General features: G+C 67.3%; 25 protein-coding genes. 14 read left to right on the plus strand and 11 right to left on the minus strand.

The annotated features are described in order from the left end of the window. Positions 1-158: 158 nt before the first annotated feature. A complete protein-coding gene (locus AC1MBE_RS13530; protein WP_479779007.1) occupies positions 159-365 on the minus strand; it encodes a hypothetical protein in 207 nt (68 codons plus the stop codon). Between AC1MBE_RS13530 and AC1MBE_RS13535 the strand changes: the two genes are divergently transcribed. From AC1MBE_RS13535 to AC1MBE_RS13545, 3 genes are read left to right on the plus strand one after another with little or no spacing between them, the layout of a single operon-like run. Beyond that, complete coding sequence (locus AC1MBE_RS13535) at positions 343-918, plus strand: hypothetical protein (protein ID WP_479779009.1); 576 nt, start codon at positions 343-345, stop codon at positions 916-918. The genes AC1MBE_RS13530 and AC1MBE_RS13535 overlap by 23 nt on opposite strands. A 7-nt stretch (positions 919-925) precedes the next feature. Next, complete coding sequence (locus AC1MBE_RS13540) at positions 926-1,318, plus strand: hypothetical protein (RefSeq protein ID WP_479779011.1); 393 nt, start codon at positions 926-928, stop codon at positions 1,316-1,318. A gap of 60 nt (positions 1,319-1,378) precedes the next feature. Continuing rightward, entirely contained in the window at positions 1,379-1,681 is a 303-nt protein-coding gene (locus tag AC1MBE_RS13545) for a hypothetical protein (protein ID WP_479779013.1), read from the plus strand. Positions 1,682-1,963: 282 nt separating this feature from the next. Here the strand turns inward: AC1MBE_RS13545 and AC1MBE_RS13550 are convergent, their stop codons facing one another. Then, positions 1,964-2,230: a YegP family protein gene (locus AC1MBE_RS13550; protein ID WP_479779015.1), complete on the minus strand. Its 267-nt coding sequence runs from the start codon at positions 2,228-2,230 to the stop codon at positions 1,964-1,966. A 156-nt stretch (positions 2,231-2,386) separates the two neighbouring features. Here AC1MBE_RS13550 and AC1MBE_RS13555 point away from each other — a divergent pair, with 156 nt between their 5' ends. Next, positions 2,387-2,704: an acylphosphatase gene (locus AC1MBE_RS13555; RefSeq protein ID WP_479779017.1), complete on the plus strand. Its 318-nt coding sequence runs from the start codon at positions 2,387-2,389 to the stop codon at positions 2,702-2,704. Positions 2,705-2,720: 16 nt separating this feature from the next. On the opposite strand, the gene AC1MBE_RS13560 is transcribed toward AC1MBE_RS13555, so the two are convergent. Beyond that, positions 2,721-4,439, minus strand: coding sequence for a RecQ family ATP-dependent DNA helicase (locus AC1MBE_RS13560; RefSeq protein WP_479782607.1), 1,719 nt, complete (start codon positions 4,437-4,439; stop codon positions 2,721-2,723). A 250-nt stretch (positions 4,440-4,689) separates the two neighbouring features. Here AC1MBE_RS13560 and AC1MBE_RS13565 point away from each other — a divergent pair, with 250 nt between their 5' ends. The 8 genes from AC1MBE_RS13565 (at position 4,690) to AC1MBE_RS13600 (ending at position 13,250) form a co-directional block, all read left to right on the plus strand. Then, complete coding sequence (locus tag AC1MBE_RS13565) at positions 4,690-5,037, plus strand: cupin domain-containing protein (RefSeq protein WP_479779019.1); 348 nt, start codon at positions 4,690-4,692, stop codon at positions 5,035-5,037. Between the two features lie 34 nt (positions 5,038-5,071). Further along, positions 5,072-6,343 carry an alpha-hydroxy acid oxidase gene (locus AC1MBE_RS13570; RefSeq protein WP_479779021.1) on the plus strand — a complete coding sequence of 424 codons (1,272 nt, stop codon included), beginning with the start codon at positions 5,072-5,074 and terminating at the stop codon, positions 6,341-6,343. Between the two features lie 81 nt (positions 6,344-6,424). Further along, positions 6,425-7,327, plus strand: a complete 903-nt coding sequence (locus tag AC1MBE_RS13575; RefSeq protein ID WP_479779022.1) for an ABC transporter substrate-binding protein — start codon at positions 6,425-6,427, stop codon at positions 7,325-7,327. A 6-nt stretch (positions 7,328-7,333) separates the two neighbouring features. Then, the gene (locus AC1MBE_RS13580; RefSeq protein WP_479779024.1) at positions 7,334-8,407 is read left to right on the plus strand and encodes an amino acid ABC transporter permease; all 1,074 of its coding nucleotides are present in this window, start codon (positions 7,334-7,336) and stop codon (positions 8,405-8,407) included. After that, positions 8,404-9,171 carry an amino acid ABC transporter ATP-binding protein gene (locus AC1MBE_RS13585; protein ID WP_479779026.1) on the plus strand — a complete coding sequence of 256 codons (768 nt, stop codon included), beginning with the start codon at positions 8,404-8,406 and terminating at the stop codon, positions 9,169-9,171. Before AC1MBE_RS13580 ends, AC1MBE_RS13585 begins: the two co-directional genes overlap by 4 nt. A 196-nt stretch (positions 9,172-9,367) precedes the next feature. Continuing rightward, the gene (locus AC1MBE_RS13590) at positions 9,368-9,688 is read left to right on the plus strand and encodes a GYD domain-containing protein (RefSeq protein ID WP_479779028.1); all 321 of its coding nucleotides are present in this window, start codon (positions 9,368-9,370) and stop codon (positions 9,686-9,688) included. 98 nt (positions 9,689-9,786) lie between these two features. Then, positions 9,787-11,151, plus strand: coding sequence for an MFS transporter (locus AC1MBE_RS13595; protein WP_479779029.1), 1,365 nt, complete (start codon positions 9,787-9,789; stop codon positions 11,149-11,151). Positions 11,152-11,357: 206 nt separating this feature from the next. Further along, positions 11,358-13,250 (plus strand): FAD-binding monooxygenase, encoded by a 1,893-nt coding sequence (locus AC1MBE_RS13600; protein WP_479779031.1) that lies wholly within the window; start codon positions 11,358-11,360, stop codon positions 13,248-13,250. A 117-nt stretch (positions 13,251-13,367) separates the two neighbouring features. On the opposite strand, the gene AC1MBE_RS13605 is transcribed toward AC1MBE_RS13600, so the two are convergent. From AC1MBE_RS13605 to AC1MBE_RS13640, 8 genes are all read right to left on the minus strand, one after another. After that, positions 13,368-13,790, minus strand: a complete 423-nt coding sequence (locus AC1MBE_RS13605) for a hypothetical protein (protein ID WP_479779033.1) — start codon at positions 13,788-13,790, stop codon at positions 13,368-13,370. 185 nt (positions 13,791-13,975) lie between these two features. Then, positions 13,976-14,914 carry an Ltp family lipoprotein gene (locus AC1MBE_RS13610; protein ID WP_479779035.1) on the minus strand — a complete coding sequence of 313 codons (939 nt, stop codon included), beginning with the start codon at positions 14,912-14,914 and terminating at the stop codon, positions 13,976-13,978. 616 nt (positions 14,915-15,530) lie between these two features. Next, positions 15,531-16,286 (minus strand): YoaK family protein, encoded by a 756-nt coding sequence (locus AC1MBE_RS13615; protein WP_479779037.1) that lies wholly within the window; start codon positions 16,284-16,286, stop codon positions 15,531-15,533. Beyond that, positions 16,279-17,535 carry an amidase family protein gene (locus AC1MBE_RS13620; protein ID WP_479779039.1) on the minus strand — a complete coding sequence of 419 codons (1,257 nt, stop codon included), beginning with the start codon at positions 17,533-17,535 and terminating at the stop codon, positions 16,279-16,281. The genes AC1MBE_RS13615 and AC1MBE_RS13620 overlap by 8 nt, the downstream gene beginning before the upstream one ends. After that, the gene (locus tag AC1MBE_RS13625) at positions 17,532-18,662 is read right to left on the minus strand and encodes an acetamidase/formamidase family protein (RefSeq protein WP_479779041.1); all 1,131 of its coding nucleotides are present in this window, start codon (positions 18,660-18,662) and stop codon (positions 17,532-17,534) included. The genes AC1MBE_RS13620 and AC1MBE_RS13625 overlap by 4 nt, the downstream gene beginning before the upstream one ends. 26 nt (positions 18,663-18,688) lie before the next feature. Next, positions 18,689-19,417: a FadR/GntR family transcriptional regulator gene (locus tag AC1MBE_RS13630; RefSeq protein ID WP_479779043.1), complete on the minus strand. Its 729-nt coding sequence runs from the start codon at positions 19,415-19,417 to the stop codon at positions 18,689-18,691. 108 nt (positions 19,418-19,525) lie between these two features. Beyond that, complete coding sequence (locus AC1MBE_RS13635; RefSeq protein ID WP_479779045.1) at positions 19,526-20,965, minus strand: MFS transporter; 1,440 nt, start codon at positions 20,963-20,965, stop codon at positions 19,526-19,528. Positions 20,966-21,185: 220 nt separating this feature from the next. Further along, positions 21,186-21,770: a histidine phosphatase family protein gene (locus AC1MBE_RS13640; RefSeq protein WP_479779047.1), complete on the minus strand. Its 585-nt coding sequence runs from the start codon at positions 21,768-21,770 to the stop codon at positions 21,186-21,188. 335 nt (positions 21,771-22,105) lie between these two features. Here AC1MBE_RS13640 and AC1MBE_RS13645 point away from each other — a divergent pair, with 335 nt between their 5' ends. Beyond that, positions 22,106-23,047, plus strand: a complete 942-nt coding sequence (locus AC1MBE_RS13645; RefSeq protein ID WP_479779049.1) for a BadF/BadG/BcrA/BcrD ATPase family protein — start codon at positions 22,106-22,108, stop codon at positions 23,045-23,047. Next, positions 23,022-24,317 carry an extracellular solute-binding protein gene (locus AC1MBE_RS13650; protein ID WP_479779051.1) on the plus strand — a complete coding sequence of 432 codons (1,296 nt, stop codon included), beginning with the start codon at positions 23,022-23,024 and terminating at the stop codon, positions 24,315-24,317. The genes AC1MBE_RS13645 and AC1MBE_RS13650 overlap by 26 nt, the downstream gene beginning before the upstream one ends. The last annotated feature ends 159 nt before the right edge of the window (positions 24,318-24,476 follow it).

Below are 24,476 nucleotides of genomic sequence, written 5' to 3' on the forward strand. Positions count from 1 at the left end.
TCAAGGTCTAGCAAGCTTCGCTGGTCAACTGAAATCGGCGGAATGTCAACGTGGGTCTGGTCACCCCAGTGCCCGCAGGCGCTGCCCGGGGTGGAATCGGGACCTAAGCCCCTAGAATCCGCGACGCAAAGCCCCAGAATAGTGCCACCACTTGCATCTCAGGGGGAGGGTGACATGAGCCATAGGGCATCGTTGGCCACAGCCGGTTCCGCCGCATTCTGCGCGGTATTTTTACTGTCCGGGTGCGGGTCGCCCGCGGCGGCGCCGGCCACCAGTGCGCCGGGCACGACGACGGCCTCCGCCACGGCGAGCGCCTCGCCGACAGCGGAATCACCTACTTCCGTGTCACCGACTCCCTCCAGCACAACTCCGCCCGGCTCCACGACGGCGGCGCCGGCGGGCTGGAAGTCCTACACGACGCCGGACGGGACGCTGACCTTTGACTACCCGGCGACCTGGTCGGTCAAAGAGACCGGCAGCGCTGCCGCGCTGGTGAGTGATTACGGCAAAACGATGGCGACGTTGCGGACCCAAGCTGGTCCGGCCCCGGCGTGCACCACCAAGTTCCAGTTCATGGCCTACGACTCCGCGCCGATTCCAGCCCTCGCCCAGTCCGGGGTGACCCCGAGGTTCGCCTACGAGGCCCGGGTCGACCCCGCCGCGGCGGATCCAACCAAGTCGCAGACCTACGCCTACGGCATCACCGCTGCGCCGAAGCCCTCCGGCACCGAGGCATGTCCCTTCTCCCAGTCCTTCAGCTGGCCGCCTAACACCGCGTCCTTTGGCGGCGTCTACGATCCGTTCGACACCACACCCGGCAAACCCATGCATGTGGACACGCCGGAGGTTTATAAGGACACCGCCGAGTACAAGATCATTCGACAGGCCCTCCTGTCCCTGCGCCCGGCAGGGAAGTAGCCTGCCGGTGTCACGTGTTCGGCAGACGGCCGGCACCGCCCTGGGCCTGGCCCTGCTGCTCGGCGGCTGCGCTGGGCCTGCCGCGGTGCAGGAGAGCCCGCAGACGCAGGGCACGCAGGCCGCCAGCGACCCGCCGGGCACCACTCCCGCCGGGACCGGCACGCCGTCGGAGGTCATGCCGTCTGGCGGCACGCCGTCGGAGGTCACGCCGTCGGGCTGGCAGACGTTCACGACGTCGGACGGGCTGTCCTTCGACTACCCGCCGGATTGGACCGCCAAGGATCCGGGAGGTGACCTCGGCGGAGCCTTCGTGGATGTCACGAACGCGGCCGGGAAACCGATGGCGCAGCTGCGCACCAACATCGTCACCGGGGCGGAGTGCACAGTGCAGTACCCGTAGCAGGTCTATGATTCAGAGCCGCTCCAGGCCCTGGTGGAACCGGGCAGCGCGGACCGGGGTATGCCCCGCTACGTCTTCGAGTCCCGCGGTGACGGCACCGGTCCGGGGCCCGCGCCGAACACCGTGGCCGCGTACGGCATCACCATGATGCCCGAAGAGACCGGGCCGCTCGCCTGCCCCATGTTCCATCTCTTCTTGTGGCCGCCCAGCGGGGCATTGTTCGGCGGTACCTACAACCCGGCGAACAACCTCACCCCGGGCCCGGCGGCATTGCCGTACCTGGAGAAGGCCAAGCGCTACGCGGCCACGCCGGAGTACCAATCAATCCGGAGGATGATCACGTCGCTGCGGCCCGCGGGCTAAACGGACGTTCCCTCAGATCTGGTGGTCTTGCCCCGGACGCTCCCTCAGCTCTGGTGGTCTTGCCCCGGACGCTCCCTCAGCTCTGGTGGTGTCTTTCGGGACGTTCCCTCAGCGTTGTCCGCCGGATGTGAGGGAGCGTCGGGTCCGGGGGTGCCGGATGTGAGGGAGCGTCGGGTCCGGGGGTGCCGGATGTGAGGGAGCGTCGGGTCCGGGGGTGCCGGATGTGAGGGAGCGTCGGGTCCGGGGGTGCCGGACGTGAGGGAGCGTCGGGTTCCGGGGTGGCTAGACAGCCGGGGAGTGCCGGCGGTGGTGGGTGCGGGAGCGTGCAGCCGTGCTCGCCTTGGTCCACGTGGTGCCGCCCCAAGGAGTTGAATGCGTCTCCCGGATCAGTCCGGTGCCGGCGCACTCGCGGACTGCCATGATGCCGTCCGCCGCGGAACGCTTGTCCTCGAAGGCTTTTGAGACAGCGAGCACTGTGCCGTCAGCCCCCAGCAGCCGGAACCGGACGTTCGATTCTGCGTCGGTGAAGATCTCGAATTGGCCTGCCATTGTCTTTTCCTTTCAGGCGTTCCGGCGGGCGTCGCGGGGTGTCCGCTGAGTGCACCGTGCCGGAGGTCTTCTTCCACCCTCCTTGGCCCGGGACGAGGCTGAAAGGGGCAAAAGTCCCGGATGTGGGCGGCGCCGGACCGGGTCTACATTTGAGGCATGGCTGATTTTGCAGGGGGTTCCGGGGCAGTGGATGCGGGTGCCGCCGTGCGGCTGACGGCCCGGGTGCAGGGCATGGTGCAGGCCGTCGGGTTCCGGTACTGGACCGTGCGCAAGGCCGAAGAACTCGCCCTGCGCGGCACCGTGAGGAACAACGACGACGGCACGGTCGGCGTCGTCGTGGAGGGGCCGCAGGCGGTGGTGCTGCAGTTCCGGAGCTGGCTGCGCTCGCCGGAGGCGCCCGGGCGGGTGGACCACGTGGAGGAGTCGCTGTCCAACGCCACAGGGGAGTTCAGAGACTTCCAAGTGGAGTACTAGCCCGGGCCGGCCGGGCCTAGTCCCCGGCCAGGGTGAGCAGGCCGCGCTCTTCGACGACTTTCCGGGACAGTGTCTTGTAACCCTCGTTTTCGAACAGGACGGTGAGGACGTCGTCGTCGTTCTGCATGATGATGCCTGGGCCCCATTCGCTGTGGATCACGGCCGCGTTTAGTGGGAAGGCGCCGTCCCCGGAGAGGTCCTGGGCGGTCACCCCGGCGTTGCCGGCGGCCGCCTCGTCCTCCGCGGCGGCGCCGGACGCGCAGTTGTCGCAATTGCCGCAAGGCTGCGGAAGATTCTCGCCAAAGTAGCCCAGCAGGAACTGGCGGCGGCAGCGGCGGGTCTCGGCGTAGCCGCGGATCATCTCAACGCGGGAGTGGTCCACCCGCCCGCGCGCTTCGGCCAGCTCGACGGCGCACGCCACCACCCCGTTCGGGTCCGACACGTCGCCCAGCCGGATCCCGTCCTGTTCCGCGGTGACGGCGCCGGTGTCCTGCAGCTGGTTCAGTAGACCGGTGAGCCTGCGCGCAGGGAGACCTGACTGCTGGGCCAGGACTTTGCGTGGGAGCGGCCCGTCCGCCGCCGCGAGGACGGCCAGCACGATCCGCAGGGATGCTTCGTCCGGGGCGTGCGTGGTGAAGAACCGCCGCAGGCCCAGGTCCTCGGAACGGTAGTGGAGAACTGCGACGGCGGACTCCCCGTCACGTCCGGCGCGGCCGAACTGCTGATAGTAGCTGTCCAGCGACTCGGGGATGTCTGCGTGCAGGACAAAACGGACATCGGGCTTGTCGATCCCCATCCCGAACGCGGTAGTGGCGACGACGACGTCCAGTCCGCCGTCCAGGAACCGTTCGTGGACGCCGGCGCGGTCCGCCGCGGCCATGCCGGCGTGATAGGCGGCGACGCGGAGGCCGTTGCGGGCCAGCTTATCCGCGTACTTTTCGGTGTCCTTGCGCTTGGCCGCGTAGACCAGGCCCGGGCCGTGGAGTTCGCTGACCAGCTCCGTGGCCTGGCGGAGGACCGCGCGGCGCTTCTCCTTGTCCTCGTGGTGGCGTACCACGTCAAGGCTGATGTTGGGGCGGTCGAAGCCGCGGACCAGGACCAGCGGGTCTGTCATCCGGAGCCGCTCGAGGATTTCCTCCCGGACCGGGGGAGCGGCGGTGGCGGTGAGGGCCGCCGTCGTCGGGTTGCCCAGCCGCTCACGGACCTCGCCGAGGCGAAGGTAATCGGGCCGGAAGTCGTGCCCCCAGGAGGTGACGCAGTGTGCCTCGTCTACCACGAAGAGGGCGACGTCCAGGGCGGCCAGCCGGGCCACCGTGCTGTCCTTGGCCAGTTGCTCCGGGGCGAGGAACAGGAAGGCCACCTCGCCGCTTTCCGCCGCCTGCCAGGCGCGTTCCTGCTCGGCCGCGGCGTGGGAAGAGTTGATGGCCGCGGCGCAATGCGGCCCAACGGCCTCCAACAGCCCGTCCAGCTGGTCCTCCTGCAGCGAGATCAGCGGGGACACGACGACGGTGGGCCGCCCGAGCGTCCGGTGCAGCAGCAGCGCGGGCACCTGGTAGATTGCCGACTTTCCGTAGCCGGTGGGCATCACGGCGAGGACATCGCGGCCGGAGGCCAGGGCGCTCATGCCGGTGAGCTGTCCGTCGCGGAGGTTCGGAAGGCCGAAGGACTCGGCGGCGAACCGGCGGAGGCCCTCCTCGGTTCCGGCGGCCGTGCCGGCGCCGGCCGGCTCGGTCATAGTGGGCTCGGTGGGAGCCTGGGTACGGTCGTTGGCAGGGTGGCCTGCGGTGGCCTTTGTCATGGTTGGTGCTCCGCTGGGACGATCGGTGGGCCGTCTGCTTCAGCCGCTTCTTCAGCCTAGCGCCTCCAGGTCTTGGACGCCCGCGGCGGCGGGCGCAGTTTGGCAAGCGCACCGGTAGACGGGTCAGCGCGCTACAGCAGGGCAAAAGGCCCTCGGCCCGGGCGGGGATACCCGGTACCGTGTGCCCATGCAGAAAATATCGATCGAGGCCCTGGCCCGTCAGCAGGTTGCGGCGGCGCTCGCGGCCGGTAGCGGACGGGCCGCCGACACCGTCTACGGCGGGCATGAGAAGGTCCTCCGGCAGACGGTGATGGCGTTCAAGGCCGGGACCCAGCTGAGCGAGCACCAGAACCCGGGGGAGGCAACGGTGTATGTGATCCGCGGCTGCGTCCGGCTGCAGGCCGGCGACGAATCCTGGCAGGGCAAAGCCGGCGACCTGCTGATCGTGCCGGACGGGCTGCACAGCCTGATGGCGGAAGAAGACTCGGCGATCCTGATGACGGTGGCGAAGACCAAGGGCTGGCCAAGCGTCTGAACCGTAACGCACGCCCGCAACGGGAAGGCCCTCCTTGAAAGTCAGCGAAGCCAGGCAGCTCATCCAGATCAAAGCTCCCATCTTGTCGCGCCAGCGCCGGGTGCTGGCCAACGCCTACAACGTTGAGGAGTACCGGAAGGCGGCCCGGAAAGTCCTGCCCGCCGGGATTTTCGACTACCTCGACGGCGGCTCCGAGGACGAAGTAACGCTGCGCCGCAACCGGGCCGTCTTCGATGCCTGGGCCCTGATGCCCAGCTGGGGCCCGGTGTCCGGACCCGACACCACCACGACACTGCTGGGGAAGGAAAGCGCGCTGCCGCTCACCCTGACTCCCACCGGCGCCACCCGGCTGTTCCATCCCGAAGGGGAGCTGGCCGTCGCGGCCGCCGCGGACCGTGCGGGGATCCCCTACGGGCTGGCGGGGCTGAGCACCGTGGCGATGGAAACGATCGCGGCGCGCCAGCCGAACCTTGACCGCTGGTTCAACTTCGGCCTCACCCCGGACGCCCGGGCGCTCAAGGACAAACTGGCGCGCTGCGAAGCCGCGGGCTTCACCACGCTGATTGTCGGCGTCGATACGCGCGCACTGGGATCCCGGGAGCGGGATCTTCACAACGGCTTCACCGCGCCGCCCGCGTTGACGCTCTCCACCATCGCCGACATCGCCCGGCGTCCTGCCTGGTGGATCAACTTCCTGAAGTCGGATGGCATCAGTTTCCCCAACCTGAACCCCCGCAGTGCCGCGGCAACCTCCATGATCACGCCCTCGATGTGGCAGGACATCCTCGGCCACTCGGATGCGACCAGCGGATGGCAGGAGCTGGAGGCGTTGCGGCAGGCATGGAGCGGCAAGATCGTCCTCAAAGGCTGCGTCAACCCGGCCGACGTCGCCAAGGCCTCCCGCGTTGGACTGGACGCCGTGCAACTGAGCAACCACGGGGGTCGCCAACTGGATCACATGCTCAGTCCCATGGACGTCCTGCAGGAATCGAGGCAACGGGCGGGCGATTCGATCGAGATCTACGTCGACTCCGGTATCCGCCGGGGGAGCGACATCCTCAAAGCGCTGGCGCTGGGCGCCGACGCGTGTTCCATCGGCCGGGCCTATCTTTACGGATTGGTTGCCGCGGGAACACCGGGCGTCGAACGCATCATAGAAATCCTCGCCGACGAACTCCGGCGTACCATGACCTTAGTAGGCGTTTCCAGCATTCCCGAGTTGAAAGCCCGGGGTGGAGAAATTCTCCGGGACATTCGTCGTTTCGGGGAAATCCCTGAACCAACGGCGTCAGGCGACACAAAGTGATTCACTCTGATCCAACAGGAACCAAGAGTCCTCCCGCAACGCCGCGTGAGGCTAAAGAATCCCTGAACAGCTAAGGAAGCCATGCGTACTCGACACCTTTTTCCCGTTCTCACGATCGCTACGGCGCTCTCCCTCTCGGGCTGCGTGAACAACAGCGAACCTGCTGCCACCGGCGGAGCGAATGTGAGCTCCGACGCCGTCGACGTTAAAAAGAACGACGCAATTGCAGCGGCCCTGCCGGAGAAAATCAAAACCGCCGGCGTGCTCAATGTCGGCATGGCCAACAATTACCCGCCGAATGAGTTCAAGGACGATAACGGCGCCCCGGCAGGCTGGTCCGTGGATCTCACCAACGCGCTGGGCAAAGTGATGGGGTTGAAGGTCAATTTCGATATTGGCACCTTCGATAACATCCTTCCGGCCGTCCGGGCCGGGAAGGACGACATGGGCATGTCCTCCTTTACGGACACGGTGGAACGCGAAAAGCAGGTGGATTTCGTGAACTACTATTCCGCCGGTATTCAGTGGGCCGCGCCCAAGGGCAAGACCGTCGATCCAAAGAACGCTTGCGGGCTCAAGGTCGCCGTCCAGGCCACCACCTACGAGGACACGCATGAGGTGCCGGCGAAGTCGAAGGCCTGCACGGATGCCGGGAAGCCGGCCATCACCATCTTCCGCTACGACGCCCAGGACCAGGCCACAAACGCCCTCGTGGTGGGGCAGGTGGACGCGATGAGCGCCGATTCACCCGTGACGCTGTACGCGATCTCCAAGACCAAGGACAAGCTGCAGACCGCCGGCGATGCGTTCGAGGTGGCGCCGTACGGCATTCCGGTGGCCAAGGGCAGCGCTTTTACGCCGGTACTGCAGAAGGCACTCCAGTCGCTGATCGACGACGGTTCCTACACCAAGATCCTGGCCAAGTGGGGAGTGGAAGCCGGCGGCATCAAGACGGCGGAACTCAACGTGGCCGCCAAAGGGTGACACCAGATGAGCGAGCGGGAACCCGACCGGATGAGTAACCCGGACCCGGCCATGCCGCGGCTTGCCGGCCAGGCACAGTCGGCTGGCAAGGCGCAACGCACCGGAACGAGCGGGGATCCGGACGACGCCCCGGCGGAGGCCATCGTCGCCATCCCGCTGCGCCACCCCTGGCGGAACGTGATCGCCGTGCTCCTGGTGCTGGGCCTTGCGGTCTTCGTCCTCGACGCCGCGCAGCGCCCGGACTACGGCTGGGCGGATGTGGGCAAGTACATCTTCGACCGCCGGATCAGCCAGGCCGCGTGGGTGACGCTGTGGCTGACCATTTACGCGATGATCAGCGCGATCGTCATCGGGCTCCTGCTGGCCATCATGCGACTCTCCCCGAACCCGGTCCTGAAGAGCATCGCGTGGCTTTACATCTGGATCTTCCGCGGGACTCCCGTCTACGTCCAGCTGGTGTTCTGGGGCATCGTGTCCCTGATCTATCCGGTATTCACGCTGGGGATTCCGTTCATGACGCCGTGGGTCACCATCCCGAACGAGGTCTTCACCAACCTGTTCATTACCGCCGTCATCGGGCTGGGCCTGAACGAGGCCTCCTACATGTCCGAGATCGTGCGGGCCGGCCTGCTGTCCGTGGACGAGGGCCAGGCCGAGGCCTCGACGGCGTTGGCCATGTCCTGGGGGCAGACGATGCGGTACGTCGTGGTCCCGCAGGCCATGAAAATCATCATCCCGCCCACGGGCAACGAAGTCATCTCCATGCTCAAGACCACCTCCCTGGTGGCCGCGATCCCGCTGAGCATTGACTTGTACGGCGTCTCCCGCGGCATCTCCGCGGTGACGTTCACTCCCGTGCCGCTGCTGATCGTCGCGTCCCTTTGGTATCTGCTCTTCACCTCGGTGCTGATGGTGGGCCAGCACTTCATTGAAAAGCGGTTCTCGCGTGGAACCGGACGGATGAAGACCAGCAAGGGACCCGCGGGGCCCGGACCGGCAGCGACGGCGGGACCCGGCACCCCGGGGGCACCCGGCGCGCCCGGCACCCCGACCGGCACTGACTTTGGAGGAAAAGGATGACCGGCGCGCCCATGGTCCTTGCGGAAAAGGTTTCCAAGAACTTCGGCACCAACAAGGTGCTGCGCGGGATCAGCCTGGAAGTGGACCGCGGGGAAGTGCTCTGCATTGTCGGCCCCAGCGGCTCAGGCAAATCGACCTTCCTGCGCTGCATCAACCACCTGGAACGCGTCGACGGCGGCAGGCTGTCGGTGGAGGGCCAGCTGGTTGGCTACCGTCAACGGGGCGGAAAGCTCTACGAGCTCAAGCTCAGTGAAGCAGCGCACCAACGGCAGGACATTGGGATGGTCTTCCAGAGATTCAACCTGTTCCCGCATCTCACCGCGTTGGAGAACATCACCCTTGCTCCCATGCGGGTGAAAAAACAGTCCAAGGCAGCGGCCACCGCCAGGGCCATGGAGCTGCTGGAGCGTGTGGGACTGGAGGATAAGGGTGGTGCCTATCCGGCCCACCTGTCCGGGGGCCAGCAGCAGCGTGTGGCGATCGCCCGGGCCCTGGCTATGGACCCCAAGCTGATGCTCTTCGACGAACCGACCAGCGCCCTGGACCCGGAGTTAGTGGGTGAGGTCCTGGACGTCATGAAGGGGCTGGCCAAGAGCGGCATGACCATGATTGTGGTGACCCACGAGATGGGGTTCGCCCGGGAAGTGGCGGACACCCTGGTCTTTATGGATGAAGGCGTGGTGGTGGAGGCCGGACCTCCCCGGCAGCTCCTGAGCAACCCGCAGCACGACCGGACCAAGGCGTTCCTTTCCAAGGTCCTCTGACGCGTCACCGGGAGCCGGCCGGGGTGGTGGGGATGCCGCCGGCGGACTTTCCGGAACCCGTTGTCACCGCGTCCCAGTGGGCCTACGCTGTGCCTCGACGGCCCCACTCCGGGGACCGGCTCCAGGACCCTCCTCGCTGGGGTGCCAGCACACCCCCGGATGCCCGTGTCCTGGACTTCACGGGACAGGAACTGCCATGACCAAGTATCTCTTCGAAGCCAATTACCTGGGCGAAGGAATCAAAGGACTGATGCGCGAGGGCGGCAGCAAACGCCGCGACGCCCTGGTGGACGCCCTCAAATCCGTCGGGGGAACGCTCGAGTGCTTCTATTACGCCTTCGGGGACACCGATGTCCTGGGCGTCCTTGAAGCCCCAAGCGACGCCGACGCCGCAGCCCTCTCGCTGATGATCAATGCCACCGGCAACGTCAACGTCCGGCTCAAGCCGCTCATGCCGGTGGAGGACATCGACGAAGCGGTCAAGAAGACACCCACCTACCGGGCGCCGGGCCAGTAGGGGCGTTACCCGCCAAAGCCTGCGTTCTGTGACGGCCTAACTGGCCCGTGACGGCGGGCGGGTTCGATTCGACCCGCCCCGTAGGACAGACTGTTGCCGTGAGCAACTCTTCCCGCACCGGCGTCGCCATCGCAGGACTCAGCCTCGGCACGGCGCTGAACCCGCTGAACTCCTCGATGATCGCCGTCGCGCTCGTGGTGCTGCGCGCGGATTTCGCGCTCGACGTCGCCACGGTCACCTGGGTGGTCACCTCCTTCTACCTCACCTCGGCGGCCGGCCAGCCGCTGATGGGACGGTTGGCGGACCGGTTCGGCCCGCGCCGGCTGTTCCTGCTGGGCATGGCACTGGTGGCCGTGACCTGCGCGCTTGCCCCGTTCGCGCCGAACTTCGCGCTGCTCTGTGTGGCGCGGGCGTTTATGGCGCTCGGCACCGCGACGGCCTACCCCAGCGCGGTCGTGATGGTCGCGGCGCTGGCGCGGCAGGCCAACGTGAAATCCACCCGACCGCTGGGCCGGATCCAGATGGCAAACACCTCGGCGGCCGCCGTCGGCCCGGTAGTGGGCGGCCTGCTGGTGAGCCTGGTGGGCTGGCAGGCGCTGTTCCTGATCAACGTGCCCCTGGCGCTGGTGGCGATCCTGCTGGTCCGTCGGTTCGCCCCGGCGGACGGCGAACGGGAACGCGGCCGGGTGTCGGAACTGGTCCGCGACTCGGACCTGCCGGGCATCGGCGCCTTCATCGGGGCGCTGGTGCTGGTGATGATGGCGCTGCTCAATGTGCTGCCCGACTACCGGTGGTGGCTGCTGGGCGGCGGGCTGCTGCTCGCCGTGCTGTTCGCCGTGCGGGAGCTGCGCTTCAGCCCGCCCTTCCTGGACCTGCGGCTGCTGGGCCGCAACCGGCCGCTGTTGCTGGTTTACCTGGGCTTCGCGCTGTTCAACGGCGTCTATTACTTCGCGTTCTTCGGCCTCCCGCAGCTGCTGCAGACCGCCGGCGGCTACGACCCGGGGATCGTGGGCCTGCTGATGCTGCCGCTCGCCGCCATCTCCGTGGTCGGAACACCCTTCGCGGTCCGCGCCATCGACAGGTTCGGCGTGCGGCGGGTGCTGATCGCCGGCGTCGTGCTGCTGATCGTGGCGTCCGGCACCATGTGGCTCCTGACCGCGTCCCTCGCCGCGCCGCTGGTGCTGGCGATGACGGCGCTGCTGGGAGTGCCGTACTGCGTGGTCAGCATCGCGTCGAGCCAGGGCATGTACCTCTCCACCCGGCTGGAGGAGCGCGGCGTGGCCGCCGGGATCTACCAGACCTGCCGCTACCTCGGCGCCATCACGGCGACCGTGCTGATCGGCATCTTCTACGGCACCGGCGTCACCCAGGCGAACTGGGGGCTGATGGTGTTTGTCATGCTCGGCCTGGGCGCGGTCGTGTTCGTCGTGTCGCTGCTTTGGCGGGAGCAGCGGCCGGCTTAGGCGGTCCGTCCGACGGCGCCCACGGCGCCCTTGACGCCTGCGCAGCGCGCGGGCTATGTGTGAGCGGAGCCACAAAATATTTGCCTGCGCGGCACCGGGGCGCCTATAGTCAACTCAGGGGTTCGATATTAGAACATCGGGTTCTATTATCGAACAACTTAATCTTGACGGCGGCAGCCAACCCTACAACGACGTAAGGAAATCCCGTGCACTTTCACCACCACGGCTATGTATCCGGGGACCCGCGGGTCCAGCCGGCCGCCGGCGTCGGCGTCGACCGCCCGGCCGAGCTTCCCGACGTCGTCGATGTGCTGATTGTCGGCACCGGGCCCGCGGGCATGGTCGCCGCCGCCCAGCTCTCGCAGTTCCCCGACATCACGACGCGGATCGTGGAGCGCCGGCCGGGCCGGCTCGCCATCGGCCAGGCGGACGGCATCCAGGCCCGGAGCGTGGAGACGTTCCAGGCTTTCGGTTTCGCCGAGCGGATCATCGCCGAGGCGTACCGGATCACTGAGATGGCGTTCTGGAAGCCGGACCCGGCGGATCCGTCCCGCATTGTCCGCGCCGCCCGCACCCTGGATGACCCGGCCGGGATCAGCGAGTTCCCGCACCTGATCGTCAACCAGGCGCGCGTCCTGGACTACTTCGCCGAGGTTATGGCCAATGCGCCCACCCGGATGAAACCGGACTACGGCTACGAATTCCATGGGCTGGAAGTCGGCGAGGGGGAGTACCCCGTCACCGTGACGCTTGCGCACACGTCCGGACCCGACGCCGGAGCGGAGCGCACCGTGCGGGCCAAGTACGTGGTGGGCGCGGACGGTGCCCGGAGCAAGGTGCGGGACGCGATCGGCTGCACCATGGCCGGCGACAAGGCCAACCACGCCTGGGGCGTGATGGACGTGCTCGCCAACACGGACTTCCCGGACATCCGCACCAAATGCGCCATCACGTCCGGCGCGGGCGGCAGCATCCTGCTGATCCCGCGCGAGGGCGGCCACCTCTTCCGCATGTACGTCGATCTCGGTGTGGTCCCGGAGGGCGACGCCGGTGCGGTGCGCAGCACCAGTATCGAGCAGATCATCGCCAAGGCCAACGCCATCATCCACCCCTACACGCTCGATGTGCGCAACGTCGCTTGGCACAGCGTCTACGAGGTGGGCCACCGCCTCACCGACCGGTTCGACGACGTCCTCCCGAAGGAGCTCGGCACACGCACGCCGCGCGTCTTCATAACCGGCGACGCCTGCCACACCCACAGCGCCAAGGCCGGCCAGGGCATGAACGTCTCCATGCAGGACGGCTTCAACCTGGGCTGGAAGCTGGGCCACGTGCTGGAGGGCCGGAGCCCGGAGAGCCTGCTGGCCACCTACTCCGCCGAACGCCAGGTGGTCGCGAAGAACCTCATCGACTTCGACAAGGAATGGTCGACGCTGATGGCCAAGAAGCCGGAGGAATTCGACAGCCCCTCCCAGCTGGAGGACTTCTACGTCAGCACGGCGGAGTTCCCGGCCGGCTTTATGACCCAGTACTCCCCGTCGATGCTGATCGGCGAGGCCACGTACCAGGAGCTGGCCACCGGCTTCCCGATTGGCAAGCGCTTCAAGTCCGCGCCGGTGGTGCGGGTCTGCGACACCAACCCGCTGCACCTGGGCCACCAGGCCACGGCGGACGGCCGGTGGCGGATCTACGTCTTCGCGGACCCGGACGTGCCCGGCGCGCCGTCGCCCACCACCGACCTGGCCGACTGGCTGGCGAACGCGCCGGACTCGCCGCTGGCTGCCACCCCCGAGGGTTTGGACCGTGATGCGTGGTTCGACGTCAAGGTCATCTACCAGCAGGAGCACACGAGCGTGGACATCGGAGCCGTGCCGGCAGTGTTCAAGCCGCAGGTGGGCCCGTTCCAGCTCACCCACCTCGAGAAGGTCTACGCCGCGGATCCGCGGGCGGACATCTTTGAATCGCGCGGCCTGGACCGCAGCGGCGTCGTCGTGGTGGTCCGGCCGGACCAGTACGTGGCCACCGTCCTGCCCCTGACGGCGACGGCGGAGCTCGCCGCGTTCTTCGCGCCGCTGCTGGGGGAGCGTTCGTCGGTCTGAGTGGGGTGCGGGCATCCGGCTGGCACTCCCTGTCAGTCGGATGCCCACCGTCAGCACTCGGTGAAGAGAACGGCGGGTGCAGATGGCCGAATGAGGCCATTTGCACCCGCCGCACGGCTATTTGGTTACGTGGACGACGACGGCCTTGCTAAGGGCTTGTTTGGCGCCCGGGTTGTCGATTCCGGTCACCGTCCAGTTGCGCAGCAAGAGGACGGTCTTGCCCGTATCGGAGTTGTAGATGATGTTGTCGAATCCCAATGTGGTCAGGTCGTCGTCGAGGGCCTGGGCGTTCATGCCCTGAACCGCGGCCGGAACCACGGCTGTCTTGGGCGGAGCGGGAGCAGCAGGTTTGGCAGCCACAGGCGCTGCAGCAATCGGTGCCGCAGCTTCGGCGGTCACCGTAACGGTTACCGTTGCCGTGGCCGTTTCGGTCACCGTAACGGTCTCTGTAACGGTCGGAGCGGCTTGGGGCGAATTCCCTCCCGCGCATCCTGATAGCGCAAGGCACAGCAAGCCCGTCAGAGCCAGTTCTTTCTTCATTTTTCCCATTTTCGTTTGTTCAAAGTTATGAGCCCTCCGAGGGCTCGATCGATCAATTCGCGCAGGAACCTTCGGTCAGCGCCATATAGATTCGGATCTCATCCAGCGGGCTACGGAACCACGTTGGAGTAGGAATTCCGGCTCTGGTTCGAACGGCCAGTCGCAAAGTGAACATCTACCTGCTGCTAGAGGCCCGTCTTGCTCACTCCGTACTCGGCCTGCGCCGGGGTGTACCCCTCGAAGATAAGTTGATCGATCAGGCCGGGGCGCGAGAAGGACGTCATATCTAGGTAACTCTTGGCCTTCTTGGCGGCCTGCTCGTTCCAGTTGACCGTCATGTGGTCCACAGCCCAGGTCGCGTCCGCTGGCGAATACTTCTCGAAGACCAACTGGTCGATCAGGCCCGAGCGCGAGAAGGCGGCGAAATCGAGGTAGTCGCCAGCCTTGTTGCGCGCGTTCTGCTGGCTCATCGTTCCGGCATCTGCAATTGCCTTGGCAGCCGCAGCAGCGTCGGCCTTGGCCTTTGCCTCGGCGTCAGCCTTGGCTTTCTTGGCTGCCGCGTCGGCAGCCGCCTTAGCCTTCGCGTCAGCATCGGCTTTCGCTTTGGCCTCCTTAGCTGCGGCGTCAGCTTCGGCCTTTGCGGCCTTCTCGGCCGCTTCCGCCTCGGCCTTGGCGACGGCGGGGTCCACGGTCGCCGTCTCGGACGGAACCGCAGCGGCGGTGGCGCCGGCGGAGTCGCTCAGGGCGGATGCAGGAGTAGCGGACGTGGTGGCAGCGCCGGCGCGGCTGCCGTTGACAATGATGCTCAGCAGCAGGAAGGCGCCGGTGATGATCAGGGCAATCTTCTTGTGCTTGTCGTAGCCCTCCAGCGGAAGACCCTGCTTATCCCGGGTCTTGTTCGCCAGAACGAGGATGAGGTCGACCAGGGCCCAGATTCCCAGGCCGCCGAACGTAACCAGCTTGAGGATGCCGGTTCCGACCTTGCCGAGATAGAACCGGTCGACGCCCAAAATACCGAGCAAGAGGGACAGCAGCCAGGTTACGAGGAACGACTTCTGGCTCTGCAACGGCTGCCCGTATCCGGGGAATTGCGGATAAGGGGCGAGATTTGGGTTTTGGCTCATGAGAGTCCTTTCATAGGACACCTGACCGACGTGCGATGTGAAGCGTGCGGAGTGGGTGCGGTGATGGACGCGCATAGAGGGAGCCCGGTCTGAAACGCAGGCCGCAAAGGCAGCATTGCTCCCCAGCCAACAGTCACAAGCATGTTCGCTTCCCCCACTAGCGTCGCGGGTTTAGATACCCGCAAAACGGATGTTACACGCAATCCGCGAAATTGAACCCAATACGCTGGGAAATGACCTCTGGGCCGTTTACCGGGCAATTTGAAACTGTTTAGCCAGTGGACGTTTGGATGCGCAGATCCGTCCTGAATCGGGCACCTCAATATCTATGGACCTGCGAATTAAGAAGCAAGCTGATCTTTAGCAGGAAATTATCTAAACCAAGGGCCTAAATCGCCTCGCCCATTCTTCTAAGCGGGCCCACGCATGATTGGGCAGGTGTGGGCAGCAATTGGTCCCTGACCGGAGGTTCCCCCTGCGGTCCGGCTTTTGACCGGTGTAGGGGCCCTGCCGGCACATGCGACGGAGCCGGCATCATCGAGAACGACATGGTTAGCGGTGGCCCCCTTTGTGCCTCGCTGGGGCGGTCTCCCGGGTCCCAGCGGGAGTGCTCAGCTCACACCGACCCCGACGACTCCTGCGACATTTGCAACCGGCCAATGTTTTCTTCACGTACCGGCCCTTCCCCCGGAGTCCGGGTCCGGGCGATGCCGCCGGCCACGGCGACGCCGAGGCTGAGCAGCGCGGTCAGCAGCACCCCGAGGCCCGGGTGCACGTGCAGCAGGGCCGCGCCCACGGTGGCGCCGGCCAGGATCAGCACGACGGCGCCCAGCCGGCGGCCGGTGTGGGCGCCGGAGCCGCCGCCAAGCCGGGAATCCGCGGCCAGCCCGGTCAGCGTTGAGGTGACCACCACCGTGGTGACGTCCTTGACGGCCAAGTGCCGGGCCGTGGCCGCCTGGATTCCCATCGCCACCGCGAGCGCGCCGGTGATCGCCAGCGTGACGGGGTCGCCGGCGTGCGGGGCGTGAAGAAACAGGACGACGGCGACCGCAGCCATCGTGACCCCGACGGCGGTCAGCAGGGCCGTGGTCCGGCGGCTCCAGCCCGCGGCTTCGGGACGGAGGACGCGGCCGGCCACCACGGCGCCGAGCATAAAGCAGGCCAACGCGATGGAGGGGCCCACCACCGGCAGGTTGTCCGCGCCGATCAGCGCCATGCCCAGGATCACCACGTTGCCGGTCATGTTGCCGGTGAAGACCCGGTCCAGGCCGAGGTAGCCCACGGCGTCGATGACTCCGGTGGAGAAGGTCAGCACGAGCATCAGGATCAGCTGCAGGCGGGCCTGTTCGGCGGACTTCAATCGTTTAAGCATGGATCATCTTTCGTTGCTGGGGCCGGGCCGTCGTCGGTGGTGAGCTGAGCTGGCGGGCCAGGCGGAGGAGGTCGGCGTCGCGGTGTACCGGACCCACAATACTCACGCCGCAGGGGAGCCCGGCTGAGGTGGTCAGCGGGATGTTCACCGCCGGGAGCCCGGCGATGCCCGCGATGCAGGTCAACTGCATGGTGGCGCGGCGCACGGCTTCGATCCCCGCGCCGCCCAGCTCGGCGTCCATAACCAACGGCGCCACGGACGACGCCGAGGGCAGCACCAGGATCCCGCCGCCCACAAAGGAGCGGAGCTGCTGCCGGGCGGCGCGCAGCGTGTCCCGGGCGGCTTCGGCCTGGTCCGGGGCGATCAGCGAGGCCGTCTTGAACCGGGCGGCCACGTCGGTCCCGAGGGATTCCCAGCGCCGGGTGATCCAGCCGCCGTGCTGCTCCCACGCTTCGTAGCCCTGCACGGCCTGGAACGCCGCGAGCCAGCGCGGTAGCTCATCGACGGGGAAATCCGTGGCGATCAGGCCGGGCAAACCGGCGGTCCCGGCCCAGCCGTCGAGGAACTCCCGGGCGGCGTGGACGACGTCGGGCTCGGCCAGGGCCAGCAGAGCCGGCGCGAACTGCGCCCCGGTGAGCGGCCCGGTCTGTGGCGCCGATATTTGCCGCGGCAGCAACACCTCGCCTACAGCGGCCAGCGTCCCGGCGTCGCGGGCCAGCCAGCCGACCGTGTCGAAGGATGGTGCCAGCGGCAGCAGCCCGTCGGTGGACACGGCGCCGTGGCTGGTGCGGATGCCGTAGAGGCCCTGGTACGCGGCGGGGACGCGAATGGAGCCGCCCGTGTCGGTGCCGAGCCCGACGTCGGCCTGGCCCAGCGAGACGGCGCTCGCCGAACCGGAGGAGGAACCGCCGCTGATGCGGCCCGGCGCCGCCGGGTTCGGCGGCGTGCCGTAGTGGGCGTTGGTTCCGGCCAGGCTGTACGCGAACTCGTCGGTCCGGGCGATCCCGGCCACCGCGGCGCCCGCAGCCAGCAGGGCGGCCGGGGCCGCCGCCGTCGTCGTCTCACGCGTGGCGCCGGCCAGCCAGCCCGGATTGCCCGCGCCAACAGCGAACCCCTCGAGCGCGAACAGGTCCTTGACCGCCACCCGCAACCCGTCCAGGATCCCGGATCCGGTGGCCGGGAGCAGCGGATCGGCCAGCACCCGCCAGAGCGACGGGTCCGGCGCGGCCGGCAGCGACGCCGCGGTCACCGGAGGAAATCCTCGACCCTGATGCGGGCGTGGACGCCTTTGACCAGGTCCACCACCTGGGAGATGTTGAAGTCCGTGGCGGCGCTGAGGTAGGCGTAGGCGAGGCTGGGGTCCATGCCGTAGCGGGCCTGGAGCAGCGCGATGGCGGCGCGGACACAGTTCTGCACGGCCGTGTCCAGGTCCTCGTCCATGCCGGTGGGGACCAGGAAGTCCGGGGTCTGCGCCAGCGGGCCGGTGAGTTCGCCGAAGTTCCGCACCGCCTCGTCCTGCGGCACGACGTCGAAGCGGAGCCTGACCCGGAGCGAGGCCTCCATGGCGGTGAGTGAGACCTCGCCGTCGCCCTGCGCGAAGTGCGGATCGCCCACATAGGCCAGGGCGTCGGGAACCTGGACCGGCAGGTAGAGGGAGCTGCCGGCGGTGAGCAGGTTGATGTCGATGTTGCCGCCGTGGGCGCCGGGCGGGACGGAGTGCGGCCGCTGCCCGCCGTCCACCGCGACCCCCATGATGCCCAGGAACGGTTTGAGCGGGAAATGCACGGTCGGTTCGGCGCCGGGGCGCAGCGGCAGCCAGCCCGCTCGTCTCCCGTCCGGGGTGTCCCGGACGGTGGCGAAGGCGCTGTAGCTGCCGGCGCCGAGCGGGAATTCGCCGTTGAGCGCGCCGCGTCCGTGCCGGCTGGAGATCACACCGTAAGGCACCCGCGGGGTGGTTTGCAGCACGGTGATTTTCAGCAGGTCGCCGCGGCGGGCGCCCTTGACGGCGATCGGCCCGGTGACGACGTGCGGGCCGAGGCCCGCGGACAGCCGCTGGACGTCCGAGGCGGCGAGGTCGATGGCGTCCTCGAGCACCTGGTGCTCGCGGACGCCGTGGGAGCCGAAGAAGGCGAGCGGGTCGCGGCCCTGGTCTTCGAGGATCCCTTCGTGGCTGAGGGTGTCGATCGTGACGTCGGTGCCGGGGTCGATGCTGAGGACCGGGCGGTCCCCGGCGCAGGGGAGCGCGCCCCAGAGGACGTTTTCTTTGGCGGAGGGAAGGTAGGTGGTGCCGTCCGGGATGCCGTCCCAGGACTGCAGGATGCTGGCGGTGCCAGCGGCGCGGGTGGCGGGGGCGGGCTGGAAGAGTGAGGTGGTCACGGGTGGTCTCCGGTGGGTAGGGGGTGTCAGTGCTGATGGCCGCTGATCAGCACGGCGACGTCGGCGAGGTGGTCGCGCATGGCGATGCCGGCGCCGGTGGCGTCCCGGGCCAGCACGGCGTCGAGGATGTGCCGGTGGCCCTCGATCGAGCAGCGGCGTCCCTCCAGGGTGGAGTGGGAGCGCAGCCGGACCTCGGAGGTCCAGGAGCTCGTCAGGGTCAGGACGCTGGCCATCAGCTGGTTGCGGCCGGCCTGGGCCAGCAGGGTGTGGAACTGGATGTCCAGGCGCAGCGCCTCCTCCGGCGAGAGGTGTTCGCTGGAGGCGGCCAGGACGTCCTGGAGCTGGATGAGGTCCGCGGCGCTGGATCGCACCGCCGCGAGTTCGGCCACCAGGGGTTCGAGCGAGCCGCGCAGTTCCGCCACATCCTGCTGTGCCTGCCCGACGCCGGCGAGGCGGGCATAAAGCTCGCTCACCGGCGCCGGGGGTTGCGCCACGGTGGTGCCCCGGCCGCGGGTGCGTTCCACCAGGTGCTTGGACTCCAGGTCCTGGAGTGCGGTGCGCACGGTGGCCCGCGAGACGGACAGCTGCGCGGCCAGTTCGCGCTCGGGCGGGAGCTGGTCCCCGGGTTTGAGCCCGCGGCAGGCGATCTCGCGTTCGAGGTAGGCGGCAACTTCCGCGCTCATCGAGGCGGCCCGTCGAAGGGTGGGACGGGGGGCGGTGTGCTGGTCGGTGGTCGGAAAGCTGCGCTGGTCCACGGCGGGGCCTTTCGTGGGTGCTGATTGTTGTGCTGTCTGTTGTGAGGCTGTGGTGCGGGGACGACGGCGGGTGGGCGGCCGCCGTCGTGCTCCCCAGGGTTAGCGGCGTTAGTTGGCGGGCTGGAGCGCCGGCTCAGCGGACGCAGCGGCGGGCTCGGCCGGGACGCTGGCGGGCTGGGTGAAGCAGAACGCGACCGCGCCGATCAGGAGCAGCACAGCGGAGAGATAGAACCCGGCTTCCAGGGCTCCGGTGGCGTCCGCGAGGGCGCCGGTGATGTACGGGGCGAAGATCGAGGAGAGCATGCCGGCGAAGTTGAAGTATCCGTACGCCGCGGAGTACATGGAACGCGGGGTGTTCTCGGCCAGGAACGCGATCAGGATGGGGTCCAGGGCCAGTTTGCCGACCAGGCCGTAGACCACCAGGCCCGCGATCATCAGCGAGTAGTCGCCGGTCAGCGGCACGAGGATCTGGCACAGGCCGCCCAGGACGGCGAGCGCGACGATCAGCGGTCGGGTGTTCTTGAGCCGGCGGGCCCACATGCTCAGCAGGATCGCGCCGGGGATGGAGGCCCACGGGACGAGGGAGGCGATGATGCCGGTCTGGGACGGGGCGACGCCGCGGGCCTGCTGCAGGTAGGTGGGCAGCCAGGTCAGCATCGAGAAGAAGCCGTAGAGGGAGCAGAAGATCAGCACGTAGGTGAGGATGTGGTTGCGGGTGAAGAGGGCCTTGTTGTCGGCCTTGGCGGCGGGGGCGTCGTTCTCGGCGCGGGTGGCCGCGGCGGCTGCTGCCTGGGCCTTGTGTTCGGCGTCGATCGGGGCGAGGTAGTAGTTGATCAGGAAGGCGACCACCAGGGTGGCGGCACCGAAGATGAGGAAAGAGGCGTGCCACGGCAGGCCCAGGGTAAAGGTGAAGTAGCCGGAGCCGATGAAGCCCAGCGAGATGCCGACGGCCATGCCGCTGTTGATCAGGGCCGCCGAGACGCCGCGCCACTTGTCCGAGATGTAGCTGGAGGAGATGCCGTAGACCGGGCTGTAGAAGGTACCTTCGCCGATGCCGGTGAAGGCGCGCATCAGCAGGAAGACCATAAACCCGGGGGCGAAACCGCTCAGGATGGTGCCGATGCCGAAGACCACGTAGCCGGCCACCACCACCTTGACCCGGCCAATCCGGTCCGCGAGGTAGCCGGTGGGGATCTGCATCAGGGCGTAGGTGATGAAGAAGACCGTGGACATCAGGCCCAGCTGGCCCTTGTTCAGGCCCCACTGGTCCTGGATGACGCTCATGACGGGGGAAAGGATGTTGCGGTCCGCGTACATAAAGACCCAGCCGAGGGAGAACAGCAGGGTGACGGCGACGGGTCCGGGGCGCTTGCCGCTGACCGGGAGGAGACGACGGCGGGTGGCCGGGACGGCGTTCGTCGCCGGGGCGGTTGCGGGGCTCGCGGCGCCCTCGGTGCCGGGCGGCGGCACGGCGCCGGCGGTGGCCGGCTTTTCTGCGGTGGAAACGTTCAAGGGATGCTCCTGGAGGCTCTTGGCTGATTGGTTCATTGGTCGAACCAATGACAAAGCTAGAGACCACGAAGGGGCGAAAACCCTTGAATTTGCGGGGGTTAGGAGTCTTTTACGGAGCCGAAACCGGGTTTAACCTGCCGGTTACACGGCTGGTTTTTGGCTGACTCATAGGACCCGTTATGCGTCGGGCATGTTGCGGCGTGCGGGGAGGTTACGGGGGTCGGTTTGCCTGGCGGGGGCGGTCAGGGGATGGCGCTCAGGCGAGGGCGTCGGCGGTCAGGCGCTCGCCGTTGAAGTATTCAAGGTGCCAGCCGTCGACGGCGTGGTGGTGGGCCAGGTTGAGCGCGGCGTTGTCGACCCTCTGCAGCGGGCGGCCGACGATGCGGCTGAGGCTCACCCGGAGCAGCGAGCCGTGCGCCACCACCAGGACGCGGCCGCCGCGGAACTCCTCCGCCAGCGCCTCCAGCGCGCCGAGCCCGCGGTCCGCGGCGTCATCCTCGCTTTCAGCGCCGCGGAAACCGCCGGGGATGCGCAGGGCATCCAGCTCCGGACCGTCCTGCAGACCCTCGGCCGGGCCGAAGGAGCGCTCGGTGAGCTCCGGAACGTGCCAGGCCACGCTCAGCCCCAGCCCGGCCGCGATCAGGTCGGCGGTCTCCGCCGCACGGCTCAGCGGCGATGAGACGATCGCGTCCCACGTGTCGCGGGACAGGGCGGCGGCAGCCTCCCGCGCCTGGCTGCGGCCGACGTCGTTCAGCGGAATGTCGGTGGATCCCTGCAGCCGGCGCTGCGCGTTCCAGTCGGTCTGGCCATGGCGTATGAGCGCAAAAGTTGTCAGGGGCATGGTTCCATTGTGCCCTGAGCCGGTGTGGACCCGGTTCCGCGGGCCGAAGGTTCCTCAGCTGCGGCTGGCCAGGACAGCCTGCAATTCTCGAAGAACTCGGTCCATCCGTTGCGGTTGGATGGGTGTCTCGTACTTCTGTTCTGACTGGCGTCAGTGGGCTCGCACTCAGCCGTTGCTGCCGGCTTGTGATGGCCGCAGCGGTCGTCTCTTCCGGGATGACTGGGCACTTCTTCAGTAGCGGCTATTGACACCGGATCCCCCCGGCGGTTAGCTTAGCTCTACTTCTTATCGATCAGATAAAAAAGTATCTCCCAACATTGAGGACCGGCAGGCAAGTGCTCGTAGGAATCGACATTGGCGGCACCAAGACCCACATCCTCGTGGCAGCGCCGGGTATCGAGGACGTGCACATCGTGGTGCCCACTGCCGAGTGGCAGCGCAGCTATCTTCTGGGGGACAGTGCCAACGCCGAACGCCTTGTTGCCCTTTACGCCAGGCACATTGGTGCCCGTTCCGGAGTTCCGCTGGCAGTGGGGGCGCACGGGTGCGACACGGCAGCCCAGTGCGAGGCTTTCCGCGCCCAGCTGGAACTGGTGCACCCCGGCCCGGTGGAGGTGGTCAACGATGCAGAACTGCTTGGCCCCGCCGCCGGCACGCAGGACCCGGTCCTGGCCGTGATAGTCGGGACGGGGTCCATCGTGGTGGGAACAACGGCCGATGGCGGCAAGGTCACCGCAGGCGGCCATGGCTGGCTTCTCGGCGACCCGGGAAGTGCTCCCGGGCTCGCCCGTGAGGCGGTCCGCGCCGTCCTGCAGGCCCGTGACGAGGGCATGGAGAGGGAAATTCTGGCAGAACGGCTCCTGGCCCACTGCCAGGCCGCCGATGAGACGGAGCTTTCCTACTTTTTCGCCAGCGACCTGCGGATCACCCGGTGGGGGAGTATGGCGTCACTCATCTTCGAATGTGCCAAGGAAGGCTCGCCCCTGGCGATGGCCGTCGTCGATGCCGCAGCCGTGGCTTTGGCCGCCGACGTGGGGCGGGTCCGGAAGCGGGGCGCCCGAGGAGGCACTGTGGTCATGGCCGGGGGCGTTGCTGTGAACCAGCCGCTCCTGGTCCAAGCGTTTGAACGCCACGTCGCGGCAGACCACCCCGAACTCAACGTGGAACTACTGACTATTCCTCCTGTTTGGGGTGCCCTACAGCGCGCCAAACACCTGACAGAGACGTCACCAATAAGAATGAAGGAGAGCAATGAACATCACCAGCCTATTGGTTAGGAAACCGCTGGCCATCGGGGCCGGCCTGCTCGCGGGGGCGTTGGCGCTCGCGGGATGCAGCGTGACCGGCGCCGGACCGTCCGGTGGGGCCACCGGCAAGGGCACCGGAACTGTACATGCCCTGTTCATGAAGCAGGCCGGCTACTCCGAGGACGACGTCGCCAAAATGGTCGGCGAGTTCGAAAAGAAGAACCCGGACATCGATGTGGAGCCCACGTTCGTGTCCTACGAAGCACTCCACGACAAGATCGTCACGGCCGCCCCGGCCGGCACCTATGACGTGTTCCTGACAGACGTCATCTGGCCTGCCGAGTTCGCCTCCAAGGGAATCGCGGCAGACCTCACCGGCCGCATCCCTGGGAGCTGGAAGACGGATGTTTTGGGCGGCGCCCTCGACACGGCGAAGTACGAGGACAAGTACTACGGTGTTCCCCTGTTCCCCTCCACCAAGCTCTTTTACTACAACAAGGACCTCGTAGCGAGCGTCGGAGCGAGCGAAAAGGACTTGCAGACCTGGGACGGAGTCCTCAAGGTTGCCGAGAAGATCAAGGCTAAGGGCAAGGTCGAATTCCCGCTGTCTTGGAGCTGGTCCCAGGCAGAGGCGCTGGTCTGTGACTACGCCCAGCTGCTGGGCGCTTTCGGAGGCCGTTTCACCGCCGACGACGGCAAGCTTGCCGTCAACAGCCCCGAAGGCGTTGCAGCGCTGCAGTGGATGATGGACAGCGTCCACGGCGGACTGAGCAACCCGTCCTCCACGACGTTCCTCGAGGACGACGTCACCAAGTCCCTCGCACAGGGACAGACTGCCTTTGCGCTGAACTGGGAATCGACCCTTCGGGACCTCGATGACCCGAGCATCTCAAAGGTGGTGGGCAAGATCGGCGTCATGCAGACTCCGGCTGGCCCCTCGGGCGACCGTCCCGGTGTCAACGGATCCATGGCACTGTCTATCGGCTCGCACTCAAAGAACCAGGATGCGGCCTGGAAGTTCATCGAATTCATGAGCAGCCAGGAAAACCAGGAAAAGTATGCTGCGAGCTCCATGCCGAGCTGGAAATCGAGCTACGACAAGCCCGAGGTCACCAAGACGAACCCTGAGGTATTCAAGGCCGCCGGCGCGCAGTTCGATAACCTCATCTCCCGCCCTGCCATGAAGGACTACAACCGTGCTTCGCAGGCGCTCCAGGTCGAACTCCAGAACGCCCTGCTCGGCAAGAAATCTGCCCAGCAGGCAATGGACGACGCCGTAGCCGCTGCAAACAAGGAATAGAACGGTGTCAACTGCCACGAAAACACCCGTGCCCGCCGTCGCCGCTCCGCCAGTGCGCAGGAGGCGACTTGAGAATCACGGAAAACTGGCCTTTTGGCTGCTGCTGCCGGCTGCCGTCGCGGTTTTCGGGGTAATTGTCTACCCGATCCTCCGGACCCT

This window comes from Arthrobacter sp. BG5, assembly GCF_056680155.1.

Excerpts from the sequence above, each read along its gene's own strand:
- AC1MBE_RS13545 (WP_479779013.1), top strand. The coding sequence starts at position 1,379 with ATGCCCCGCTACGTCTTCGAGTCCCGCGGTGACGGCACCGGTCCGGGG.
- AC1MBE_RS13550 (WP_479779015.1), bottom strand. The coding sequence starts at position 2,230 with ATGGCAGGCCAATTCGAGATCTTCACCGACGCAGAATCGAACGTCCGG.
- AC1MBE_RS13555 (WP_479779017.1), top strand. The coding sequence starts at position 2,387 with ATGGCTGATTTTGCAGGGGGTTCCGGGGCAGTGGATGCGGGTGCCGCC.
- AC1MBE_RS13560 (WP_479782607.1), bottom strand. The coding sequence starts at position 4,439 with ATGACCGAGCCGGCCGGCGCCGGCACGGCCGCCGGAACCGAGGAGGGC.
- AC1MBE_RS13565 (WP_479779019.1), top strand. The coding sequence starts at position 4,690 with ATGCAGAAAATATCGATCGAGGCCCTGGCCCGTCAGCAGGTTGCGGCG.
- AC1MBE_RS13575 (WP_479779022.1), top strand. The coding sequence starts at position 6,425 with ATGCGTACTCGACACCTTTTTCCCGTTCTCACGATCGCTACGGCGCTC.
- AC1MBE_RS13580 (WP_479779024.1), top strand. The coding sequence starts at position 7,334 with ATGAGCGAGCGGGAACCCGACCGGATGAGTAACCCGGACCCGGCCATG.
- AC1MBE_RS13585 (WP_479779026.1), top strand. The coding sequence starts at position 8,404 with ATGACCGGCGCGCCCATGGTCCTTGCGGAAAAGGTTTCCAAGAACTTC.
- AC1MBE_RS13590 (WP_479779028.1), top strand. The coding sequence starts at position 9,368 with ATGACCAAGTATCTCTTCGAAGCCAATTACCTGGGCGAAGGAATCAAA.
- AC1MBE_RS13605 (WP_479779033.1), bottom strand. The coding sequence starts at position 13,790 with ATGAAGAAAGAACTGGCTCTGACGGGCTTGCTGTGCCTTGCGCTATCA.
- AC1MBE_RS13610 (WP_479779035.1), bottom strand. The coding sequence starts at position 14,914 with ATGAGCCAAAACCCAAATCTCGCCCCTTATCCGCAATTCCCCGGATAC.
- AC1MBE_RS13615 (WP_479779037.1), bottom strand. The coding sequence starts at position 16,286 with ATGCTTAAACGATTGAAGTCCGCCGAACAGGCCCGCCTGCAGCTGATC.
- AC1MBE_RS13635 (WP_479779045.1), bottom strand. The coding sequence starts at position 20,965 with ATGAACCAATCAGCCAAGAGCCTCCAGGAGCATCCCTTGAACGTTTCC.
- AC1MBE_RS13640 (WP_479779047.1), bottom strand. The coding sequence starts at position 21,770 with ATGCCCCTGACAACTTTTGCGCTCATACGCCATGGCCAGACCGACTGG.
- AC1MBE_RS13650 (WP_479779051.1), top strand. The coding sequence starts at position 23,022 with ATGAACATCACCAGCCTATTGGTTAGGAAACCGCTGGCCATCGGGGCC.